The sequence below is a fragment of the Amycolatopsis sp. lyj-23 genome (genome assembly GCF_046549135.1).
Taxonomy (GTDB): domain Bacteria; phylum Actinomycetota; class Actinomycetes; order Mycobacteriales; family Pseudonocardiaceae; genus Amycolatopsis.
Window position 1 is genome coordinate 90,771 of sequence record NZ_JAJPWN010000019.1, and the last position, 25,539, is coordinate 116,309.

Below are 25,539 nucleotides of genomic sequence, written 5' to 3' on the forward strand. Positions count from 1 at the left end.
GAACATGTCCGCGCCGAACGAGCAGATCGTTGACGCACTGCGCGCCTCGCTGAAGGAGAACGTCCGCCTCCAGCAGGAGAACGCCGCGCTCGCCGCGGCCGCGGCGGAGCCCATCGCGATCGTCTCCATGGCCTGCCGCTACGCCGGCGGGATCCGCGGCCCGGAGGACTTCTGGAAGGTCGTGTCCGAAGGCGCCGACGTCTACACCGGCTTCCCGGCCGACCGCGGCTGGGACGTCGAGGGCCTCTACCACCCGGACCCCGACAACCCCGGCACGACGTACGTGCGGGAAGGCGCCTTCCTGCACGACGCCGCCCAGTTCGACGCGGGCTTCTTCGGCATCTCGCCGCGCGAGGCGCTGGCCATGGACCCGCAGCAGCGGCAGCTCCTGGAAGTGTCCTGGGAGACCCTCGAACGCGCGGGCATCGACCCGCATTCGGTGCGGGGCAGCGACATCGGCGTCTACGCCGGGGTCGTGCACCAGGACTACGCCCCCGACCTCAGCGGGTTCGAGGGCTTCATGAGCCTGGAGCGCGCGCTGGGCACCGCGGGCGGCGTCGCGTCCGGCCGGGTCGCCTACACGCTCGGCCTCGAAGGCCCCGCCGTCACCGTCGACACGATGTGCTCGTCGTCGCTGGTGGCGATTCACCTTGCTTCACAAGCACTTCGCCGTGGCGAATGCTCGATGGCCCTCGCGGGTGGCTCGACCGTGATGGCGACGCCGGGCGGGTTCGTCGGCTTCGCGCGCCAGCGGGCGCTGGCCTTCGACGGGCGCTGCAAGTCCTACGCCGCGGCCGCCGACGGCTCCGGCTGGGCCGAAGGTGTCGGCGTTGTCCTGCTGGAACGGCTGTCGGTGGCGCGCGAGCGCGGGCACCAGGTCCTCGCCGTCATCCGCGGCAGCGCGGTCAACCAGGACGGCGCGTCCAACGGCCTGACCGCCCCGAACGGTCCCGCTCAGCAGCGGGTCATCCGCAAGGCACTGGCCAGCGCCGGGCTGTCACCGTCCGATGTGGACACCGTCGAGGGCCACGGCACCGGCACGGTCCTCGGCGACCCGATCGAAGTCCAGGCGCTGCTGGCCACCTACGGCCAGGGCCGCGACCCGCGGCAGCCGCTCCTGCTCGGCTCGGTGAAGTCGATCGTCGGGCACACGCAGGGCGCGTCCGGCGTGGCCGGCGTGATCAAGATGGTGCAGTCGCTGCGGCACGGGAAGCTGCCGGCGACCCTGCACGTGGACGCGCCGACCCCGCAGGTCGACTGGTCGGCCGGGGCCATCGAGCTGCTGACCGAGACCCGGGAATGGCCGCGCGGGGACCACCCGCGCCGCGGCGGCATCTCGTCGTTCGGCGCCAGCGGCACCAACGCGCACCTGATCCTGGAAGAGGCGCCCGAGGAAGAGCCGGTGACGCACGAGCCGGCGGCGGGAGTGGTGCCGCTGGTCGTGTCGGCCGCGACCGCCGCTTCGCTGGCCGCGCAGGCCGGTCGGCTGGCGGAGTTCGTCTCCGACGAGGTGCCGCTGGCCGATGTGGCCGGGACGCTGGTGTCCGGCCGCGCGGTGCTGAGCGAGCGCGCGGTCGTCGTGGCCGGGTCGGCCGAAGAGGCCGTCACCGGGCTGCAGGCGCTGTCCCGCGGCGAAAGCGCGCCCGGCGTGCTCGCCGGCCGCGGCTCGGGTGCGCCGGGCAAGGTCGTCTGGGTGTTCCCCGGCCAGGGGACGCAGTGGGCCGGGATGGGCCGCGAGTTGCTCGACGCCTCGCCGGTGTTCGCCGCCCGGATCGCCGAGTGCGAGACCGCGCTCGGCCGGTGGGTCGACTGGTCGCTGACCGACGTCCTGCGCGGCGACGCCGACCTGCTGGACCGGGTCGACGTCGTGCAGCCGGCGAGCTTCGCCGTGATGGTCGGGCTCGCGGCGGTGTGGGCTTCGCTCGGCGTCGAGCCCGAGGCCGTCGTCGGTCACTCGCAGGGCGAGATCGCGGCCGCGTGCGTGTCCGGCGCGCTGTCGCTGGACGACGCCGCGAAGGTGGTCGCCCTGCGCAGCCAGGCGATCGCCGCCCAGCTGGCCGGCCGCGGCGGCATGGCTTCGGTGGCGCTGAGCGAAGAAGACGCGGCCGCGCGGATCGAGCCGTGGGCGGGCCGCGTCGAGGTCGCGGCGGTCAACGGGCCCCGGTCCGTGGTGATCGCCGGCGACGCCGAGGCCCTCGACGAAGCCCTCGACGCGCTCGACGACCAGGGCGTCCGGATCCGGCGGGTCGCGGTGGACTACGCCTCCCACACCCGGCACGTCGAAGCCGCGCGTGACGCCTTGGCCGAGATGCTCGGCGGGATCCGCGCGCAGGCCCCGCAGGTGCCGTTCTACTCGACCGTCACCGGCGGCTGGGTCGAAGACGCCGACGTGCTCGACGGCGGTTACTGGTACCGCAACCTCCGCCGCCAGGTGCGGTTCGGCCCGGCGGTGGCCGAGCTGGTCGAGCAGGGCCACCGGGTGTTCGTCGAGGTCAGCGCGCACCCCGTGCTGGTCCAGCCGATCAACGAACTCGTCGACGACGGCGAAGCCGTGGTCACCGGGACGCTGCGGCGCGAGGACGGCGGCCTCCGGCGCCTGCTGGCCTCGGCGGCCGAGCTCTTCGTGCGGGGCGTGACCGTGGACTGGGCCGGCGTCCTGCCGCCGTTCCGGCGCGCCGACCTGCCGACGTACGCCTTCGACCACCAGCACTACTGGCTGCGGATGGGCGATTCGGCGACCGACGCGGTGTCGCTCGGCCTGGCCGGCGCCGACCACCCGCTGCTGGGCGCGGTCGTGCCGCTGCCGCAGTCCGACGGGCTGGTCTTCACCTCGCGGCTGTCGCTGCAGTCGCACCCGTGGCTCGCCGGGCACGCGATCGGCGGGGTCGTGCTGATCCCCGGCACGGTCTACGTCGACCTCGCGCTGCGCGCCGGTGACGAACTCGGCTTCGGCGTCCTGGAAGAGCTGGTCATCGAGGCGCCGCTGGTGCTGGCCGAGCGCGGCGGGGTCCGCGTGCAGGTCGCGGTGAGCGGCCCGAACGAGACCGGCTCGCGCGCGGTGGACGTCTTCTCCGTGCGGGAAGACGGTGACGACTGGACCCGGCACGCGACCGGCCTCCTCGGCGCGTCCACGGCCCGGGAACCGGAGCGCTTCGACTTCGCCGCCTGGCCGCCCGCCGGCGCGGAACCGGTCGACGTCGAGAACTTCTACTCCGATCTGGTCGAACGCGGGTACGCCTACAGCGGCGCGTTCCAGGGCATGCGGGCGGTCTGGCGCCGCGGTGGCGAGGTCTTCGCCGAGGTCGCGCTGCCCGAGGACCACCGCGAGGACGCCGGCAAGTTCGGCCTGCACCCCGCGCTGCTCGACGCCGCCCTGCACACGAACGCCTTCGCCAACCCGGATGACGACCGCAGCGTCCTGCCGTTCGCGTGGAACGGCCTGGTCCTGCACGCCGTCGGGGCGTCGGCCCTGCGGGTGCGGGTCGCGCCGGGCGGGCCGGACGCGCTGACGTTCCAGGCCGCCGACGAGACCGGTGGCCTGGTCGTCACCATGGATTCGCTGGTGTCCCGCGAGGTGTCGGCCGCGCAGCTGGAGACGGCGGCGGGCGAAGAGCGCGACACGTTGTTCCAGCTCGACTGGGTCGACGTGCCCGCGGCCGAAAGCGTGGCCACGGACCACGTCGAGGTGCTCGAAGCCGCCGGCGGCGAGCCCCTGGACCTGACCAGCCGGGTGCTGGCGGCCGTGCAGACGTGGCTCGAAGGCGCGGCGGACGACGCGCGGCTGGTCGTGGTGACCCGCGGTGCCGTCCGCGAGGTGACCGACCCCGCCGGTGCCGCCGTGTGGGGTCTGGTCCGGGCTGCCCAGGCCGAAAACCCCGGCCGGATCATCCTGGTGGACACCGACGGCGAGGTGCCGCTCGGTGCGGTGCTGGCCACCGGTGAGCCGCAGATCGCGGTGCGCGGTGGCACTTTCTCCGTCCCGCGGCTGTCCCGGGCCGCCGGTGAGGTGCCGGAGGCGCCCGCGGTGTTCCGTCCGGACGGGACGGTGCTGCTCACCGGCGGCACCGGCTCGCTGGGTGCGCTCGTGGCCAAGCACCTGGTCGAGCGGCACGGCGTCCGGCGGCTCGTGCTCGCCAGTCGCCGGGGCGTGGCCGCGGAAGACCTCCTCACCGAGCTGACCGAGCAGGGCGCGGAAGTGGCCGTGGTCGCGTGCGACGTCGCCGACTGCGACCAGGTGGCCGCGCTGCTGGCCGAGCACCGCCCGACCGCCGTCGTGCACCTGGCCGGTCTGCTCGACGACGGCGTCATCGCGGCCCTGAACCGGGAGCGGCTGGCCGGGGTGTTCGCGCCCAAGGTCGACGCCGTCCAGCACCTCGACGAACTGACCCGCGACACCGACCTCGACGCCTTCGTCGTGTTCTCCTCCGCGGCCGCGCTCATGGGCTCGGCCGGCCAGGGCAACTACGCGGCGGCCAACGCCTTCCTCGACGGCCTGATGGCCGGGCGCCGCGCGGCGGGCCTGCCGGGCGTCTCGCTGGCGTGGGGCCTGTGGGAGCAGGCCGACGGCCTGACCGCCCACCTCAGCGCGACCGACCAGGCCCGGATGAGCCGCGGCGGCGTGCTGGCCATGACCCCCGCCGAGGCCCTGGACATCTTCGACATCGGCCTGGCCGCCGAGCAGGCGCTGCTGGTGCCGATCAAGCTCGACCTGAAGACCCTGCGCAACGGCGGGGAGGTCCCGCACCTGCTGCGCGGCCTGGTCCGCGCGAGCCGCCGGGTGACGCGGACGGCCGCCGCGAGCGGCGGTGGCGGGCTGGTCCAGAAGCTCGCCGGACGCCCCGCCGAGGAGCAGGAAGCGGTGCTGCTGGGCATCGTCCAGGCCGAGGCGGCCGCGGTGCTCGGCTTCGCTGCGCCCGAACTGGCCCAAGGCACCAAGGGTTTCAGCGACCTCGGCTTCGACTCGCTGACCGCGGTCGAGCTGCGCAACCGGCTGAGCGCGGCGACGAGCGTCAAGCTGCCCGCCACGCTCGTCTTCGACTACCCGACGCCGGTGGCGCTCGCCCGGCACCTGCGCGAAGAACTGGGCGAGACGGTCGCGGGCGCCCCGGCCACGCCGGTGACGACCACCGCGGACGCGGGAGAGCCGATCGCCATCGTCGGCATGGCCTGTCGCCTGCCGGGTGGGGTCATGAGCCCCGACGACCTCTGGCGGATGGTCGCCGAAGGCCGCGACGGCATGTCGGCCTTCCCCGAAGACCGCGGCTGGGACCTGGAAGGCCTGTTCGACTCCGACCCGGAGCGCCCCGGCACGGCGTACATCCGCCAGGGCGGCTTCCTGCACGAGGCCGCGCACTTCGACCCGGGCTTCTTCGGGATTTCGCCGCGTGAGGCGCTCGCCATGGACCCCCAGCAGCGGCTGCTGTTGGAGGCGTCCTGGGAAGCCCTGGAACGCGCGGGCATCGACCCGACGAAGGCCCGCGGCGACGCCGTCGGCGTCTTCTCCGGCGTCTCCATCCACGACTACCTCGAGTCCCTGAGCAACATGCCCGCCGAACTCGAAGGGTTCGTCACCACGGCCACCGCGGGCAGCGTCGCCTCGGGCCGCGTCTCCTACACCTTCGGGTTCGAGGGCCCGGCGGTCACGGTCGACACCGCGTGCTCGTCGTCGCTGGTCGCGATCCACCTCGCCGCGCAGGCGCTGCGGGCGGGGGAGTGCTCGATGGCCCTGGCCGGCGGCGTCGCCGTGATGGGTTCGCCGATCGGCGTCATCGGCATGTCGCGGCAGCGCGGCATGGCCGAGGACGGCCGGGTCAAGGCGTTCGCCGACGGCGCCGACGGCACGGTGCTCTCCGAAGGTGTCGGCATCGTCGTCCTCGAACGGCTTTCGGTGGCCCGCGAGCGCGGCCACCGCGTGCTGGCGGTCCTGCGCGGCAGCGCGGTCAACCAGGACGGCGCTTCGAACGGCCTGACCGCCCCGAACGGGCCGTCGCAGCAGCGGGTGATCCGCAGCGCGCTGGCCACGGCCGGCCTGCAACCGTCCGAAGTGGACGTCGTCGAGGCGCACGGCACCGGCACCGCGCTCGGTGACCCGATCGAGGCGCAGGCCCTGCTGGCCACCTACGGCAAGAACCGCGAGACGCCGTTGTGGCTCGGGTCGCTGAAGTCGAACATCGGCCACACCCAGGCCGCCGCGGGCGTCGCCGCCGTCATCAAGATGGTCCAGGCGCTGCGGCACGACGCGCTGCCGCCGACCCTGCACGTGCAGGAGCCCACCAAGCAGGTGGACTGGTCCGCGGGCGCGGTCGAGCTGCTGACCGAGGGCCGCGAGTGGGCCCGCAACGGCCACCCGCGCCGGGCCGGCGTCTCGTCGTTCGGCATCAGCGGCACCAATGCGCACCTCATCCTCGAAGAGGCCCCCGCCGAGGACACCGCCGAGGCGGACGCGCCCGACGGCGTGGTACCCGTGGTCGTTTCGGCGCGCAGCACCGGATCCCTGGCGGGCCAGGCCGCGCGGCTGGCGGAATTCCTCGACGGGGACGTCTCGCTGACCCGCGTGGCCGGTGCGCTGCTGGCGACCCGCGCGACGCTGACCGACCGGGCCGTCGTCGTGGCGGGCTCGGCCGAGGAGGCCCGGACGGGCCTGACCGCGCTCGCCCGCGGCGAGAGCACGGCGAACCTGGTGACCGGCACCGCCGGGATGCCCGGCCGGACCGTCTGGGTGTTCCCCGGCCAGGGGACGCAGTGGGCCGGGATGGGCCGGGAGCTCCTGGAAGTGTCCCCGGTCTTCGCCGAGCGGATCGAGGAGTGCGCGGCTGCGCTGGAGCCGTGGACCGACTGGTCCCTGCTGGACGTCCTGCGCGGCGAAGGCGACCTGGATCGGGTCGATGTGCTGCAGCCCGCGTGTTTCGCGGTGATGGTGGGGCTGGCTGCCGTGTGGGCGTCGGTGGGTGTCGTGCCCGACGCCGTGCTGGGGCACTCCCAGGGCGAGATCGCCGCGGCCTGCGTTTCGGGTGCACTGTCCCTTGAGGACGCCGCGAAGGTGGTCGCCCTGCGCAGCCAGGCGATCGCGGCGGAGCTGTCCGGCCGCGGGGGCATGGCGTCGGTCCAGCTGGGCCACGACGAGGTGGCCGCCCGGCTGGCGCCGTGGGAGGGCCGCGTCGAGATCGCCGCGGTCAACGGCCCGGCCTCGGTGGTCATCGCCGGGGACGCCGAAGCGCTCACCGAGGCCGTCGAGGCCCTCGGCGGACGGCGGGTGGCGGTGGACTACGCGTCCCACACCCGGCACGTCGAGGACATCCGCGACACCCTCGCCGAGGCACTGGCCGGGATCACCGCGCAGGCGCCGGTCGTGCCGTTCTACTCGACCGTCACCGGCGAGTGGATCACCGAATCCGGCGTCGTCGACGGCGGCTACTGGTACCGGAACCTGCGCAACCAGGTCGGCTTCGGCCCGGCCGTCGCCGCGCTGATCGAGCAGGGCCACGGCGTCTTCGTCGAGGTCAGTGCCCACCCGGTGCTGGTCCAGCCGATCAGCGGCATCAGCGACGAGGCCGTGGTCACCGGGACGCTCCGGCGCCAGGACGGTGGCCTGCGGCGGCTCCTGACCTCGATGGCCGAGCTGTTCGTCCGCGGTGTCCCGGTCGACTGGGCCACGACGGCGCCGCCCGCGCGCGTCGAGCTGCCGACGTACGCCTTCGACCACCAGCACTTCTGGCTCAACCCGCCCGCCGCGGCCGATGCGCCCGCACTGGGCCTGGCCGGGGCCGAGCACCCGCTGCTGGGCGCGGTGCTCCCGCTCCCGCAGTCCGACGGCCTGGTCTTCACCGCGCGCCTTTCGGTGCGGTCGCACCCGTGGCTGGCCGACGGCGTCCCGAGCACTGCCCTGGTCGAGCTGGCCGTGCGAGCCGGTGACGAAGCCGGGTGCCCGGTCCTCGACGACCTGATCGTCGAAAAGCCGTTGGAGCTGCCCGAAAGCGGTGGCTTGCGTGTGCAGGTCGTGGTGAGCGGCGAGCGCACGGTCGAGGTGTATTCGCAGCGCGAAGGGGACGAGGACTGGACCCGGAACGCCACCGGGCACCTGTCCGCCACGGCTCCGGCGCACGAGCCGTTCGACTTCACCGCCTGGCCCCCGGCCGGCGCCCAGCAGGTCGACGGCGGCTGGCGGCGCGGCGAGGAGATCTTCGCCGAGGTCACCGTGCCGGAGGACACCGGCGCGTTCGGTATCCACCCGATGCTGCTGGACGCGGCCGTGCGTCCGCTCCTCGCGGACGAGGAGCAACCGGCGGAGTGGCACGGCTTGGTCCTGCACGCCGCGGGCGCCTCGGCCCTGCGGGTGCGGCTCGTGCCCGGCGGTGCCCTCCAGGCGGCGGACGAGACCGGCGGCCTGGTCCTCACCGCGGATGCGGTGACAGGCCGGGACCTCTCGGCCGGGAAAACCCGCGCCGGATCGCTGTACCGGGTCGACTGGACCGAAGTGTCCATTGCGGACAGTGCGGTGCCCGACGGGGTCGAGGTGGTCGAAGCCTTCGGTGAGGAGCCCCTCGAACTGACCAGCCGCGTGCTGGAAGCCGTGCAGGCGTTCCTCGCCGACGCGGCGGAGGAAGCCCGGCTGGTCGTGGTGACCCGCGGTGCGGTCCGCGACGTGACCGATCCCGCCGGTGCCGCCGTGTGGGGCCTGGTGCGGGCCGCGCAGGCGGAGAACCCGGACCGGATCGTGCTGCTCGACACCGACGGCGAGGTGCCGCTCGGCGCGGTCCTCGCCTCCGGCGAGCCCCAGCTCGCCCTGCGTGGCGGGAAGTACTTCGTGCCCCGCATCGCCCGCGCGGACCAGAGCGAGGACGCGGTGTTCCGTCCGGACGGGACGGTCCTGATCTCGGGTGCCGGTGCGCTCGGTGCCCTGGTGGCCCGGCGCCTGGTCGAACGGCACGGCGTGCGGAAGCTGGTGCTGGCGTCCCGGCGCGGCCCGGACGCTGACGGCGTGGCGGAGCTGGTCGCCGAGCTGGCCGCGGACGTCTCCGTGGTCGCCTGCGATGTCTCCGACCGCGCCCAGGTGGCCGCGCTGCTCGACGAGCACCGCCCGACCGCCGTGGTGCACACCGCCGGTGTCCTCGACGCCGGCGTCATCGAGACCCTCGACCGCGAGCGGCTGGCCCGGGTGTTCGCGCCCAAGGTCGACGCCGTCCGGCACCTCGACGAGCTGACTCGCGACCGCGACCTCGACGCCTTCGTCGTCTACTCCTCGGTTTCCGCGGTGTTCATGGGCGCGGGCAGCGGCAGCTACGCCGCCGCCAACGCCTTCCTGGACGGCCTGATGGCGAACCGCCGGGCGGCGGGCCTGCCCGGGCTGTCGCTGGCGTGGGGCCTGTGGGACCAGAGCACCGGCATGGCGGCGAACACCGACGAGGCCACCCGCGCCCGGATGAGCCGCCGCGGCGGCCTGCAGATCATGACGCAGGCCGAAGGCATGGACCTGTTCGACGCCGCCCTCGGCTCGGCCGAGCCGCTGCTGGTGCCGGCCAAGCTGGACCTGCGCGGGGTGCGTGCCGACGCCGCCGCGGGCGGTGCCGTGCCCCACATGCTGCGCGGCCTGGTCCGCGCGGGCCGTCAGCAGGCCCGCACCGCGTCCACTGTGGACGGCGGACTGGCCGGCCGGCTGGCCGGGCTCACCCCGGCCGACCAGCTCACCCTGCTCCTGGACGTGGTCCGGGCGCAGGTGGCGGCCGTGCTCGGGCACGCCGACGCGAGCGCCGTCCGCGTCGACACGGCGTTCAAGGACGCCGGGTTCGACTCGCTGACCGCGGTCGAGCTGCGCAACCGGATGCGGACCGCCACCGGGCTCAAGCTGCCCGCCACGCTGGTCTTCGACTACCCGAACCCCCAGGCGCTCGCCCGTCACCTGCGCGAGGAACTCGGTGGCGCGGCGGAGACGCCGGTCGTCACGGCGGCCGCGAAGGCCGACCTCGACGAGCCGATCGCCATCGTCGGGATGGCGTGCCGCCTGCCGGGCGGGGTCGCCGGGCCCGAAGACCTCTGGCGGCTGGTCGCCGAGGGCCGGGACGCGGTCTCGGAGTTCCCCACCGACCGCGGCTGGGACACCGACGGCCTCTACGACCCGGACCCGGCCCGCCCGGGCAAGACCTACACCCGGAACGGCGGCTTCCTGCACGAAGCCGGCCTCTTCGACGCGGGCTTCTTCGGGATCTCGCCGCGCGAGGCCGTCGCCATGGACCCGCAGCAGCGGCTGCTGCTGGAGACGTCCTGGGAGGCCATGGAAGACGCCGGGGTCGACCCGCTGTCTCTGACGGGCAACGACGTCGGCGTGTTCACCGGCATGTTCGGCCAGGGTTACGTCGCCCCGGGGGACAGCGTCGTCACCCCGGAGCTGGAGGGCTTCGCGGGCACCGGCGGGTCGTCGAGCGTGGCTTCGGGCCGCGTGTCGTACGTGTTCGGGTTCGAAGGCCCGGCGGTGACGATCGACTCGGCGTGCTCCTCTTCGCTGGTCGCGATGCACCTCGCCGCCCAGTCGCTGCGCCAGGGCGAGTGCTCGATGGCACTGGCCGGCGGGGCGACGGTGATGGCGAACCCCGGCGCGTTCGTGGAGTTCTCCCGCCAGCGCGGCCTGGCCGTCGACGGGCGCTGCAAGGCGTTCGCCGCCGCGGCCGACGGCACTGGCTGGGCCGAAGGTGTCGGCGTCGTCGTGCTGGAACGGCTGTCGGTGGCGCGGGAACGCGGTCACCGGATCCTGGCCGTGCTGAGCGGCAGCGCCGTCAACCAGGACGGTGCGTCGAACGGCCTGACCGCGCCGAACGGTCCCTCGCAGCAGCGGGTGATCCGCCGGGCGCTGGTGAGCGCCGGGCTGGCACCGTCCGATGTGGACGTCGTCGAGGCGCACGGCACCGGGACCACCCTGGGTGACCCGATCGAGGCGCAGGCCCTGCTGGCCACCTACGGCCAGAACCGTGAGACGCCGTTGTGGCTCGGGTCGCTGAAGTCGAACATCGGGCACGCGCAGGCGGCCGCCGGGGTCGCGGGCGTGATCAAGATGGTCCAGGCGCTGCGGCACGAGGTCCTGCCGCCGACGCTGCACGTCGACGAGCCGACCCCCGAGGTGGACTGGTCGGCCGGGGCGGTCGAGCTGCTTACCGAGGCTCGCGAGTGGCCGCGCAACGGCCGCCCGCGCCGGGCCGGGGTGTCCGCGTTCGGCGTCAGCGGCACGAACGCGCACCTGATCCTGGAGGAGGCGCCCGCGGAAGAGCCGGTGCCCGAGGTGTCCAAGCTGCCCGAGGTGCCCGTGGTGCCGGTCGTGGTTTCCGCCCGCAGCACTCCTTCGCTGGCCGGGCAGGCCGGACGGCTCGCTTCGCTCCTCGACGGTGACGTGCCGACGGCGGGCGTGGCCCGGGCGCTGGTGACGAACCGGGCCGTGCTGACCGAGCGAGCGGTCGTCGTCGCGGGTTCCCGCGAAGAAGCCGTGACGGGCTTGGAGGCGCTGGCCCGCGGGGAGGACACCGCCGCGGTGGTCACCGGGCGGGCCGGTTCGCCGGGCAAGCTGGTGTGGGTGTTCCCGGGCCAGGGTTCGCAGTGGGCCGGGATGGGCCGGGAGCTGCTGGACTCCTCGCCGGTGTTCGCCGAGCGGGTCGCCGAGTGCGCGGCCGCGCTGGAGCCGTGGATCGACTGGTCGCTGCTCGACGTCCTGCGCGGCGACGCCGACCTGCTGGACCGCGTCGACGTCGTGCAGCCCGCGAGCTTCGCGATGATGGTCGGCCTCGCCGCGGTGTGGGAGTCCGTGGGCGTCCGGCCGGACGCCGTGGTCGGGCACTCGCAGGGCGAGATCGCCGCGGCCTGCGTGTCCGGGGCGCTGTCGCTGCCGGACGCAGCCAAGGTCGTGGCCCTGCGCAGCCAGGCGATCGCCACCCGGCTGGCCGGCCGCGGCGGCATGGCCTCGGTCGCGCTGAGCGAAGAAGACGCGACCGCGTGGCTGGCGCCGTGGGCCGACCGGGTCCAGGTGGCCGCGGTCAACAGCCCCACGTCCGTGGTGATCGCGGGCGAAGCCGGGGCCCTCGACGAGGTCGTCGAAGCGTTGTCCGCTCGGGACGTCCGCGTCCGGCGGGTGGCCGTGGACTACGGCTCGCACACCAACCAGGTCGAAGCCATCGAGGACCTCCTCGCCGAGGCACTGGCCGGGATCGCGGCGCAGGCCCCGAAGGTGCCGTTCTTCTCCACGCTCACCGGTGCCTGGATCACCGAGGCCGGGGTCGTCGACGGCGGCTACTGGTACCGGAACCTGCGCAACCAGGTCGGGTTCGGCCCGGCAGTGGCCGAGCTCGTGCGCCAGGGCCACGGCGTGTTCGTCGAAGTCAGCGCGCACCCGGTGCTGGTCCAGCCGCTCAGCGAACTCAGCGACGACGCCGTGGTCACCGGATCGCTGCGGCGCGAGGACGGCGGTCTGCGGAGGCTGCTGACGTCGATGGCCGAGCTGTTCGTGCGGGGAGTCGCGCTCGACTGGACCGCGGTCCTGCCGAGCACGGCCGCGCGCGTCGACCTGCCCAAGTACGCCTTCGACCACCGGCACTACTGGCTGCGGCCCGCCGAGTCCGCGACCGACGCGGCCTCGCTGGGCCAGGCGGCCGCCGACCACCCGCTGCTGGGCGCGGTCGTCGAGCTGCCGCAGTCCGACGGGCTGGTGTTCACCTCGCGGCTGTCGGTGCGGACGCACCCGTGGCTGGCCGGCCACGCGGTCGGCGGCGTGGTGATCCTGCCGGGCTCCGGGCTGGCCGAGCTGGCCGTGCGGGCCGGTGACGAGGCCGGGTGCACCGCCCTCGACGAGTTGATCATCGAGGCGCCGCTGGTCGTGCCCGCCGAGGGCGCGGTCCGCGTCCAGGTCGCGCTGAGCGGCCCGGACGAGACCGGCGCACGCACGGTCGACATCTACTCCCGGCGCGACGGCGGCACCGGGAGCTGGACGCGGCACGCCACCGGTGCGTTGTCGTCGGCTCCCGCCCAGGACCCGGGGTTCGACTTCGGGGTCTGGCCGCCCGCGGACGCCGAGCGCGTCGACGTCGAGACCTTCTACACCGACCTCGCCGAGCGCGGGTACGGCTATGGGCCGGCGTTCCAGGGCCTGCGGGCGGTGTGGCGGCGCGACGGCGATGTCTTCGCCGAGGTCGCCCTGCCCGAAGACCTGCGCAAGGACGCGGGCCGCTTCGGCGTCCACCCGGCACTGCTCGACGCGGCCCTGCAGGCCGCGACGGTCGGCGGCTCGGACGAGCCCGGCGAGCCGGTGCTCGCCTTCGCGTGGAACGGCCTGGTCCTGCACGCCGCCGGTGCGTCGGCCCTGCGCGTTCGGCTTTCGCCGAGTGGCCCGGACGCGCTGTCGGTCGCGGCCGCCGACGAAACCGGCGGCCTGGTCCTGACCATGGAGTCGCTGGTGTCCCGGCCGGTTTCGGCCGCGCAGCTGGGCGCCGCGGCCGACGCGGGCCACGACGCGCTGTTCCGCGTCGACTGGACCGAGCTCCCCGTGGGCCGGTCGACCACCACAGAGGACGCCGAAGTCCTGGAGGTCGCCGGGGGCGAGTCCGCATTGGCGGCGACCACCCGCGTGCTGGAGAAGCTCCAGGCGTGGCTGGCCGGACCCGAAGCGGAACGCCTGGTCGTCGTCACGCGCGGGGCCGTGCCCGCCGGGGGCGACCACACGCTGACCGACCCCGCCGCGGCGGCGGTGTGGGGCCTGGTCCGCTCCGCCCAGGCGGAACACCCGGACCGGATCGTCCTGCTGGACACCGACGGCGAACTCCCCTTGGCCGCCGTCCTGGCCTCGGGCGAGCCGCAGCTCGCGGTCCGCGGCACGACCCTCCTGGTGCCCCGGCTGGCCCGCGCCACCCGGATCGCGGACACGCCCGCCGCGTTCGACCCGGACGGGACGGTGCTGGTCTCGGGCGCCGGATCGCTGGGCACGCTGGTCGCCCGGCACCTGGTGACCCGGCACGGCGTGCGGAAACTCGTCCTGGCGAGCCGGCAGGGCCTGGACGCCGACGGCGCGAAGGACCTGATCAGCGACCTGCCCGACGCGGACGTGTCCTTCGTGGCCTGCGACGTTTCGGATCGTGACCAGGTGGCCGCCCTGCTGGCGGACCTGCCGGAGCTGACCGGGGTGGTGCACACCGCCGGCGTCTTCGAGGACGGCGTGATCGAGGCGCTGACCCCCGAGCAGCTGGCGAACGTCTACGCGGCGAAGGTCGATGCGGTGACGCACCTCGACGAGCTGACCCGCGACCGGGACCTCGGCGCGTTCGTCGTGTTCTCCTCCGTCGCCGGTGTCATGGGCGGCGGTGGCCAGGGCCCGTACGCGGCGGCGAACGCCTACCTGGACGCGGCGATGGTCCGTCGCCGGGCGGCGGGCCGGCCCGGCCTGTCCCTCGCGTGGGGCCTCTGGGAACGCAGTGGCGGCATGGCCGCCCACCTCAGCGACGTCGACCACGCACGGGCGAGCCGCAACGGCGTCCTGGAACTGACCCGGGCCGAGGGCCTGGCGCTGTTCGACCTCGGCCTGCGGACGGCCGAGCCGCTGCTCGTGCCGATCAAGCTCGACCTCGCCGCGATGCGGGCGGGCACGGTGCCGGTGCTGTTCCGCGGCCTGGTGCGGCCGAGCCGGACCCAGGCCCGTACGACGTCCACTGTGGACCCCGGGCTGGCCGGGCTCGCCCCGGCCGAGCGGGAGGCGCGGCTCGTCGACCTGGTGCGCGGGCAGGTCGCGGTCGTGCTCGGGTACGACGGGCCGGACGCGGTCCGCGCGGACACGGCGTTCAAGGACACCGGGTTCGACTCGCTGACGTCGGTGGAACTGCGCAACCGGCTGCGCGAGGCGACCGGGCTGAAACTGCCCGCGACGCTGGTCTTCGACTACCCGAACCCCTTGGCCGTCGCCCGCTACCTCAGCGCGCGGCTGGTCCCGGAAAGCAACGGGCACAACGGGCACGGGAACGGGCACGACGACGACCGGCTGCGGCACGTACTGGCGTCCGCCACGACCGAGGAACCGTCGATCGCCGAGCTCGGCGTCGACGACCTCGTCCAACTGGCTTTCGGCGACGAGTGATGGGGAGCAAGTGGTGAGTGCGTCGTATGAAAAGGTCGTCGAGGCGCTGCGGAAGTCCCTCGGCGAGGTCGGCACGCTGAAGAAGCAGGTCGACGCCGCCCGTGAGCCGATCGCGATCGTCGGCATGGCCTGCCGGCTGCCCGGTGGCATCACCGGCCCGGACGAGCTCTGGCGGCTGGTGGCCGAAGGCCGCGACGCCGTGTCCGGGTTCCCCGACGACCGCGGCTGGGACCTGGAGAACCTGTTCGACCCGGACCCCGAACACGCGGGGACGTCGTACACCGACCGGGGCGGCTTCCTGCACGACGCGGCCCTGTTCGACCCGGCCTTCTTCGGCATCTCGCCGCGCGAGGCCCTGGCCATGGACCCCCAGCAGCGGCTGCTGCTGGAAGCGTCCTGGGAAGCCCTCGAAAGCGTCGGCCTCGACCCGACGTCGTTGCAGGGCACCGACGTCGGCGTGTTCACCGGCGCCGGCGGCTCGGGCTACGGCGGCGGCCTGACCGCGCCGGAGATGGAAAGCTTCGCGGGCACCGGGCTGGCCTCGAGCGTGGCGTCGGGCCGGGTGTCCTACGTCTTCGGGTTCGAGGGCCCGGCGGTCACGATCGACACGGCGTGCTCGTCGTCGCTGGTCGCCATGCACCTCGCCGCGCAGGCGCTGCGCCAGGGCGACTGCTCGATGGCACTGGCCAGTGGCGCGATGGTGATGTCCGGCCCCGACTCCTTCGTCGTGTTCTCCCGGCAGCGCGGCCTGGCCTCCGACGGCCGCTGCAAGGCGTTCGCCTCGGGCGCCGACGGCATGGTGCTCGCCGAGGGCATCAGCGTCGTCGTCCTCGAACGGCTGTCGGTGGCCCGCGAGCGCGGGCACCACGTCCTGGCCGTGCTGCGCGGCAGCGCGGTCAACCAGGACGGCGCGTCCAACGGCCTGACCGCGCCGAACGGCCCTTCGCAGCAGCGCGTGATCCGGGCCGCGCTGGCGAACGCCGGGCTCGGACCGTCCGATGTGGACCTCGTCGAGGCCCACGGGACCGCGACGAGCCTGGGAGACCCCATCGAGGCGCAGGCGCTGCTGGCCACCTACGGCCAGGACCGTGAGACGCCGTTGTGGCTCGGGTCGCTGAAGTCGAACATCGGGCACACGCAGGCGGCCGCGGGCGTGGCGAGCGTGCTCAAGGTCGTGCAGGCGCTGCGGCACGGCGTCATGCCGCCGACCCTGCACGTCGACGAGCCGACCGCGCAGGTGGACTGGACCGAAGGCGCGGTCGAGCTGCTGACGGAGGGCCGGGACTGGCCGCGCGGCGACCGGCCGCGCCGGGCCGGGGTGTCGTCCTTCGGCGTCAGCGGCACGAACGTGCACCTGATCATCGAGGAAGCACCCGAAGAACCCGCGGCCCCGGAGCCGGTGGCCGCGGACGTCGTGCCGCTGGTGGTTTCCGCGCGCAGCACGGCTTCCCTGGCCGGGCAGGCCGCCCGGCTGACCGGCGTGGACCTGCCGCTCGGGACGCTCGCCGGTGCCCTGGTGTCCGGTCGGGCGCTGCTCGAAGAGCGCGCGGTCGTCGTGGCCGGTTCGGCCGGGGAAGCCCGCGCGGGGCTGGGCGCGCTGGCCCGCGGCGAGGCCGCGCCCGGTGTCGTGACCGGCAGCGCGGGCAAGCCGGGCAAGGTCGTGTGGGTGTTCCCCGGCCAGGGGACGCAGTGGGCCGGGATGGGCCGTGAGCTGCTCGAATCCTCGCCGGTGTTCGCCGGGCGGATCAAGGAGTGCGCGGCCGCGCTGGATCCCTGGACCGGCTGGTCGCTGCTCGACGTCCTGCACGGCGAGGGCGACCTCGACCGGGTCGACGTGCTGCAGCCCGCGTGCTTCGCGGTGATGGTGGGCCTGGCCGCGGTGTGGGAGTCCGTCGGGGTCCGGCCGGACGCCGTGGTCGGGCACTCGCAGGGCGAGATCGCGGCCGCGTGCGTGTCGGGCGCCTTGACGCTGGACGACGCCGCGAAGGTGGTGGCCCTGCGCAGCCAGGCGATCGCGGCGAAGCTGTCCGGCCGCGGCGGGATGGCCTCGGTCGCGCTGGGCGAAGCCGAGGCGAACGCGCGGCTGGCGCTGTGGGACGGACGCATCGAGGTGGCCGCGGTCAACGGACCTGCGTCGGTCGTGATCGCCGGGGACGCCCAGGCCCTGAACGAAGCTCTGGAAGTGCTGGCCGGGGACGGCGTCCGCGTCCGGCAGGTCGCCGTGGACTACGCGTCGCACACCCGGCACGTCGAAGACATCCGCGACACCCTCGCCGAGGCACTGGCCGGGATCACCGCGCAGGCGCCGGTCGTGCCGTTCTTCTCGACCGTCACCGGCGAGTGGATCGCCGAAGCCGGAGTCCTGGACGGCGGGTACTGGTACCGGAACCTGCGCAACCAGGTCGGGTTCGGCCCGGCCGTGGCCGCGCTGATCGGGCAGGGCCACGGCGTGTTCGTCGAGGTCAGTGCCCACCCGGTGCTCGTGCAACCGATCAGCGAACTCGCGGACGTCGTCGTCACCGGGACCCTGCGGCGCGACGACGGCGGTTCGCGGCGGCTCCTGACGTCGGTGGCCGAGCTGTTCGTGCGCGGTGTGCCGGTCGACTGGGCCGCACTGGTGCCGCCCGCCCGCGCCGCCCTCCCGACGTACGCCTTCGACCACCGGCACTTCTGGCTCCGGCCGGCCGAGCAGGCCGACGCCGTCTCGCTCGGCCAGGCCCCGGCCGGGCACCCGCTGCTCGGCGCGCTCGTCGAGGTGCCGCGGACCGGCGGCCTGGTGTTCACCTCGCGGCTGTCGCTGCGGACGCACCCCTGGCTGGCCGACCACACGATCGGCGGGGTGGTGCTCTTCCCCGGTACCGGGCTGGTCGAGCTGGCCGTGCGGGCCGGTGACGAAGCCGGCTGCCCGGTGCTGGACGAACTCGTCACGGAGGCGCCGCTCGTCGTGCCCCCGCAGGGCGGGGTGAACGTCCAGGTCACGGTGAGCGGCCCGGACCAGAACGGCTCGCGCACGGTGGAAGTCCATTCCCGGCGCGACGAAGAGTGGACGCGGCACGCGACCGGCGTCGTCTCGGCGACGCCGGGTCGCACCGACGGGTTCGACTTCAGCGCGTGGCCGCCGGCGGGCGCGCAGCGCGTCGAAATCGGCGGCTTCTACGACGACCTCGCCGAGCGCGGGTACGCGTACGGGCCGCTGTTCCAGGGCGTGCAGGCCGTCTGGCAGCGCGGGGACGAGGTGTTCGCCGAGATCGCCCTGCCCGCGGACCGGCGGGAGGACGCCGCCCGGTTCGGCCTGCACCCGGCGTTGCTCGACGCCGCCCTGCAGACCGGCACGATCGCCGCGGCCGCGTCCGGCCGGCCCGGCAAGTCCGTCATGCCGTTCTCGTGGAACCGGCTGGCGCTGCACGCTGTGGGCGCCGCGGGCCTGCGGGTCCGGGTCGCGCCCGGCGGGCCGGACGCGCTGACCGTCGAGGCCGCCGACGAGACCGGCGCCCCGGTCCTGACCATGGACTCGCTGATCCTGCGCGAGGTCGCGCTCGACCAGCTCGACACGACCCGCACCAGCTCGCTGTACCGGGTCGACTGGACCGAACTGGCCACTGTGGACGGTGCGGGGCCGTCGGGCCCGGCCGAGGTGCTCGAAGCCTCCGGCGGGGAACCCCTGGACCTGACCGCGCGGGTGCTGGAAGCCGTGCAGGCGTTCCTCACCGACGCGGCGGAAGAAGCCCGGCTGGTCGTGGTGACCCGCGGCGCCGTGCGCGAGGTGACCGATCCCGCCGGGGCCGCGGTGTGGGGCCTGGTCCGCGCCGCCCAGTCGGAGAACCCGGACCGGATCGTCCTGCTCGACACCGACGGCGAGGTGCCGCTGGACGCGGTGCTGGCGACCGGCGAGCCGCAGCTCGCGTTGCGCGGCAACACCTTCTCGGTGCCCCGGCTCGCCCGTGCCACCGAAGCGGCCGAAGCGCCCCTGACGTTCCGTCCGGAAGGGACGGTCCTCGTCTCCGGCGGCGGGACGCTGGGTGCGCTGGCCGCCCGCGCTCTGGTCACCCGGCACGGCGTCCGGCGCCTGGTCCTGGCCAGCCGGCGCGGGCGGGACGCCGAGGGCGTCGAAGACCTCGTCACCGAGCTGACCGGGCAGGGCGCGTCGGTTTCCGTGGTGGCCTGTGACGTTTCCGACCGGGACCAGGTGGCGGCGCTGCTCGAGGCGCACCCGATCACCGCGGTCGTGCACACGGCGGGCGTGTTCGACGCCGGTGTCACCGGGGCACTGACCCGGGAGCGGCTGGCCAAGGTCTTCGCCCCCAAGGTCGATGCCGTTCGGCACCTCGACGAGCTGACCCGCGAGCTGGACCTCGACGCGTTCATCGCCTACTCGTCCGCCTCCTCGATCTTCATGGGCGCGGGCAGCGGCGGGTACGCGGCGGCGAACGCCTTCCTCGACGGCCTGATGACCGCCCGCCGCGCGGCGGGCCGGCCCGGGCTGTCCCTGGCCTGGGGTCCGTGGGAGCAGCTCACCGGCATGGCGGACACCATCGACGACCTCACGCTGTCCCGGATGAGCCGGCGCGAGGGCCGCGGCGGTGTCCGGGCGCTCGGGTCGGCCGAGGGCATGGAGCTGTTCGACGCCGCCCTGTCCGCCGGGCAGGCGCTGCTGGTGCCGATCGAGCTCGACCTGCGCGAGGTGCGGGCCGACGCGGCCGGCGGCGGCACCGTGCCGCACTTGCTGCGCGGCCTGGTCCGCGTGGCCCGGCAGGCGGCCCGCACGGCGTCCGGCGAGCACGGCGGCCTGGCCGCCAAGCTGGCCGGGCTGACGGTGGCCGAACAGGAAGCACTGCTGCTCGACCTCGTCCGCGGCCAGGTCGCGGTCGTGCTCGGGCACGCCGACAGCTCCGGCGTCCGCGCCGACGCCGCCTTCAAGGACGCCGGGTTCGACTCGCTGACGTCGGTGGAACTGCGCAACCGGCTGCGCGAGGCGACCGGCCTGAAACTGCCCGCGACGCTCGTCTTCGACCACCCGAACCCGCTGGTGCTGGCCCGGCACCTGCGGACGGAACTCGCCGTCGAGGAAGCGTCACCGGCCGACGCGGTGCTGGCCGGGCTCGCCGGGCTGGAGGCGGCCATCGCGGCCGCCGGCGCCTCGGACGGCGACCGGATCGCCGTCCGGCTGCGCGAACTGCTCAAGGCCGCCGAGGCCCGTCCGAGCACCGACGATCTCGACACGGCCAGCGACGAGGAGCTGTTCGCCCTCGTCGACGGGCTCGACTGAAAAGCAAGCACACGTGAGACTTCTGGGAGTTGAGTTCAGTGGCTGACGAGGGACAGCTCCGCGATTACCTCAAGCGGGCCATCGCCGACGCCCGCGACGCCCGCACCCGGCTGCGCGAGGCCGAGGAGCAGGCGCGGGAGCCGATCGCCATCGTCGCCATGGCGTGCCGGTACCCGGGCGGGGTGTCCTCGCCCGAGGACCTGTGGCGGCTGGTGGCCGACGGGACCGACGCCGTCACCGGGTTTCCCGGCAACCGCGGCTGGGACGTCGACGGGCTCGTCGACCCGGACCCCGACCGCCCGGGCACGACGTACACCGACCAGGGCGGGTTCCTGCACGACGCCGATCTGTTCGACGCCGGGTTCTTCGGGATCTCGCCGCGCGAGGCCGTCGCCATGGACCCGCAGCAGCGGCTGCTGCTGGAGACGTCCTGGGAGGCCATCGAGCGCACCGGCACGGACCCGCTTTCGCTGAAGGGCAGCGACATCGGCGTGTTCACCGGGGTCGCGAGCATGGGCTACGGCGCCGGCGGCGGCGTGGTCGCGCCGGAACTGGAAGGCTTCGTCGGTACCGGCGCGGCACCGTGCATCGCCTCCGGCCGCGTGTCCTACGTCCTCGGCCTCGAGGGCCCGGCGGTCACCGTCGACACCGGGTGTTCGTCGTCGCTGGTGGCGATGCACCTGGCCGCGCAGGCCCTGCGGCGCGGCGAGTGCTCGATGGCGCTGGCCGGCGGCGCGATGGTGATGGCCCAGCCCGGTTCGTTCGTGTCCTTCTCCCGCCAGCGCGGGCTCGCCCGGGACGGGCGCTGCAAGGCCTTCGCGGACCGCGCCGACGGCATGGGCCTGGCCGAAGGCGTCGGCGTCATCGCGCTGGAACGGCTGTCGGTCGCCCGCGAGCGCGGGCACCGGGTGCTGGCCGTGCTGCGCGGCATCGCGGTCAACCAGGACGGCGCTTCGAATGGCCTCACCGCCCCGAACGGCCCCTCTCAGCAGCGGGTGATTCGCGCGGCGCTGGCCGAAGCCGGGCTGACACCGTCCGATGTGGACGTCGTGGAGGGCCACGGCACCGGTACGACGCTGGGCGACCCGATCGAGGCGCAGGCGTTGCTGGCCACCTACGGCAAGGGCCGTGAGAAGCCGTTGTGGCTCGGTTCGATCAAGTCGAACATCGGGCACACGCAGGCGGCCGCGGGCGTGGCCAGCGTGATCAAGATGGTGGAAGCGCTGCGCCACGGCGTGCTGCCCCCGACGCTGCACGTCGACGAGCCGTCCACCGAGGTCGACTGGTCGGCCGGAGCGGTCTCGCTGCTGACCGAGGCACGGGAGTGGCCGCGCGAAGACCGGCCGCGCCGGGCCGGGGTGTCCTCCTTCGGCATCAGCGGCACGAACGCGCACCTCATCCTCGAGGAAGCACCCGAGGAGGAGACGCCTCCCGCCGTAACGCCTGTCGAAGGCGTGGTGCCCGTGGTGGTGTCGGCTCGCGGTGCCCTGGCAGGCCAGGCCGAGCGGCTGGCCGCGTTCCTCGGCGAGACGGACGTGCCCCTCGCCGAGGTCGCCGGGGCGCTGGTTTCCAGCCGTTCCGTGTTCGGCGACCGGGCCGTCGTGGTGGCCGGTTCTCGCGAGGAGGCGTCGGACGGGCTGAACGCGTTGGCCCGCGGCGAAAGCGCGCCCGACGTCGTGACCGGCACGGTGGCCGCTTCCGGCGGACCGGGCAAGGTCGTGTGGGTGTTCCCGGGCCAGGGCTCGCAGTGGATCGGGATGGGCCGCGAGCTCCTTGACGCGTCGCCGGTGTTCGCCGAGCGGATCGGCGAGTGCGCGGCCGCTCTCGAACCGTGGATCGACTGGTCCCTGCTCGATGTCCTCCGCGGCGAAGGCGACCTCGAGCGGGTCGATGTGCTGCAGCCCGCCTGTTTTGCGGTGATGGTCGGCTTGGCCGCGGTGTGGCAGTCGGTCGGGGTCCGGCCCGATGCCGTGGTGGGTCACTCGCAGGGCGAGATCGCCGCCGCCTGCGTGTCGGGCGCGCTGTCGTTGCAGGACGCGGCGAAGGTGGTCGCGTTGCGCAGCCAGGCCATCGCGGCGAAGCTGGCCGGCCGCGGCGGCATGGCGTCCGTCGCGCTGAGCGAGGAAGACGCCCTCGTCCAGCTGAAGCCGTGGGCGGACCGGGTCGAGGTGGCCGCGGTCAACAGCCCGTCGTCAACGGTGATCGCGGGCGACGCCGAGGCACTGGACCAGGTCCTCGAAGCCTTGTCCGCTCAGGACATCCGGGTCCGGCGGGTGGCCGTGGACTACGCGTCGCACACCCGGCACGTCGAGGACATCCAGGAGCCGCTCGCCGAGGCGCTGGCCGGGATCGAAGCCCAGGCGCCGTCGCTGCCGTTCTTCTCCACGCTCACCGGTGACTGGATCCGCGACGCCGGTGTGGTCGACGGCGATTACTGGTACCGCAACCTGCGCAACCAGGTCGGGTTCGGCCCGGCGGTGGCCGAGCTGATCGGCGCGGGCCACCGGGTGTTCGTCGAGGTCAGCGCGCACCCGGTGCTGGTACAGGCGATCAGCGAAATCGCCGACGACGCGGTCGTGACCGGCTCGCTGCGGCGGGACGACGGCGGCCTGCGGCGGCTGCTGACCTCGATGGCCGAGCTGTTCGTCCGCGGGGTCGACGTCGACTGGGCGACGCTGGTGCCGCCCGCCCGGGTGGACCTGCCCACCTACGCCTTCGACCACCAGCACTATTGGCTGCAGTACGTCGAGACCGCGACCGATGCCGTGGGCCCGGTGGTGCGGCTGCCCGGAACCGGCGGCTTGGTCTTCACCTCGCGGTGGTCGCTGAAGTCCCAGCCGTGGCTGGCCGGGCACACCCTCGACGACGTCGTGATCGTCCCCGGCGCGGCCCTGGCCGAGCTGGCGGTCCGGGCCGGCGACGAAGCCGGGACCCCGGTGCTGGACGAACTCGTCATCGAGACGCCGCCGGTGGTCCCGGACCGCGGCGCGATCCGCGTGCAGGTCACCGTGTCCGGCCCGGACGACGACGGCGTCCGAGTTCTGGAGGTCCACGCCCAGCCCGACGACGCCACCGACGAGTGGACCCGGCACGCCACCGGCACGCTCTCGGCGACGCCGCCCCCGCCGGGCGCACGGCAGGCCGGCGACGAGGTCGTCGCCGAAGTGTCCCTGCCCGACGGCGTGGACGCCGGTGCGTTCGCCATCCACCCGGCGCTCCTGGACGCGGCCCTGTCCGGCGAAGACGGCCGGACGCAGCCCATGGAGTGGCGCGGCCTGACGCTGCACGCCGCGGGAGCGTCGACACTGCGGGTCCGGCTGCTGCCCGGCGGGGCCCTGGAAGCGGTCGATGGCGCCGGCAACCTGGTCGTCACCGCGAACGAAGTGGTGCTGCGGCCGGTGTCCGTCGGACAGCCGAGCACCACCCGGGACGCGCTGTTCCAGGTGAACTGGCTCGAACTCCCCGATGGGGGAACGGCGGAAGCCGACGACGTCGAGGTGCTGGAAGTCCCCGCGGGCGACTCCCCGCTGGCCGCGACCTCCCGCGTCCTGGAGAAGCTCCAGACCTGGCTGACCGAGCCCGAAGCGGACCGCCTGGTCGTCGTCACGCGCGGCGCGGTCCCCGCCGGGGACACCCCGGTGACCGACCCCGCCGCGGCCGCGGTCTGGGGGCTCGTCCGGTCCGCGCAGGCGGAGAACCCGGACCGGATCGTGCTGGTGGACACCGACGGCGAGCTCCCGCTGGGTGCGGTGCTGGCCGCTGGTGAGCCGCAGGTCGCCGTGCGCGGGACCGCCCTCTTCGTGCCGCGCCTGGCCCGCGCCGACGCCACCGCCGGTGACGGTCTACAAGGGACGGTCCTCGTCTCCGGTGCCGGAGTGCTCGGCGAGATCGTCGCCCGGCACCTGGTCACCCACCACGGCGTGCGGAACCTGGTCCTGGCCAGCCGCCGCGGCCTGGCCGCCGACGGCGCGAAGGACCTGGTCACCGACCTCACCGGCGAGGGCGCCGACATCTCCGTCGTCGCCTGTGACCTCGCCGACCGCGAGCAGGTGGCCGCCCTGCTGGACGAACACCGCCCGGCGAGCGTCATCCACACCGCGGGCGTCCTCGACGACGGCGTCATCGGGACGCTCACCCCCGAGCGGCTGGCCGAGGTCTTCGCGCCCAAGGTCGACGCGGTCCGCCACCTCGACGAGCTCACCCGCGACCGGGACCTCGACAGTTTCGTCGTGTTCTCCTCCGGCTCCGGCGTGTTCGGCTCGCCCGGGCAGGGCAACTACGCGGCCGCGAACGCCTTCCTGGACGCGGCGATGGCGAGCCGCCGGGCGGCGGGGCTCCCGGGCCTGTCGCTGGCGTGGGGCCTGTGGGAGCAGGCCACCGGCATGACCGCGCACCTCGGCGGCACCGACCAGGCCCGGATGAGCCGCGGCGGCGTGCGCCCGATCACGGCCGAGGAGGGCATGACCCTGTTCGACACGGCACTGGGCGCGCAGCTCCCGCTGCTCGTTCCGGTCAAGCTCGACCTGGCGGAGGTGCGGGCCGGCGGGACCGTGCCGCACCTGCTGCGCGGCCTGGTCCGCCCCGGACGGCGGCAGGCCCAAGCCGCGTCCACAGTGGACGAATCGCTTCAGCGGCGGCTGGCCGGGCTGGCCGCGCCCGAGCGGGAGGCGCTGCTCGTCGACCTCGTGCGCAGCCAGGTCGCGGCGGTGCTCGGGCACGCCGGGCCGGACGCGGTCCGCGCGGACACGGCGTTCAAGGACGCCGGGTTCGACTCGCTGACCTCGGTGGACCTGCGCAACCGGCTGCGGGAGAGCACCGGGCTGAAGCTGCCCGCCACGCTCGCCTTCGACTACCCGACCCCGCTGGTCCTCGCCCGGCACCTGCGCGACGAACTCGGGGCCGGCGACGACGCGCTGTCGGTCGTGCACGCCCGGCTCGAAGACGTCGAGGCGCTGCTCGGCGACCTGCGGCTCGACGAATCCACGAAGACCGGCCTGACGCTCCGGCTGCAGGGCCTGGTGGCCCGGTGCAACGGCGTGCTCGGGGAAGCGGACGGCGAAACCCTGGCGGACCGGCTCGAGTCCGCCTCCGCCGACGAAGTCCTCGACTTCATCGACGAGGAGCTGGGCCTCACCTGATCCCGGTCCGAGACCCACGCTCCCAGCAAACCTTTGTGAGGACA

The 25,539-nt window shown here is 74.4% G+C and carries 3 protein-coding genes; all 3 read left to right on the forward strand.

Annotated features, from left to right (window positions below; genetic code table 11):
• Positions 1 to 4 precede the first annotated feature (4 nt).
• From ACLJPY_RS38755 to ACLJPY_RS38765, 3 genes are read left to right on the forward strand one after another with little or no spacing between them, the layout of a single operon-like run.
• Entirely contained in the window at positions 5 to 15,091 is a 15,087-nt protein-coding gene (locus ACLJPY_RS38755) for an SDR family NAD(P)-dependent oxidoreductase (RefSeq protein ID WP_410595965.1), read from the forward strand.
• A gap of 10 nt (positions 15,092 to 15,101) precedes the next feature.
• Positions 15,102 to 20,357, forward strand: coding sequence for a beta-ketoacyl synthase N-terminal-like domain-containing protein (locus ACLJPY_RS38760; protein ID WP_410595966.1), 5,256 nt, complete (start codon positions 15,102 to 15,104; stop codon positions 20,355 to 20,357).
• A 38-nt stretch (positions 20,358 to 20,395) separates the two neighbouring features.
• Positions 20,396 to 25,495, forward strand: a complete 5,100-nt coding sequence (locus tag ACLJPY_RS38765; RefSeq protein WP_410595967.1) for an acyltransferase domain-containing protein — start codon at positions 20,396 to 20,398, stop codon at positions 25,493 to 25,495.
• The last annotated feature ends 44 nt before the right edge of the window (positions 25,496 to 25,539 follow it).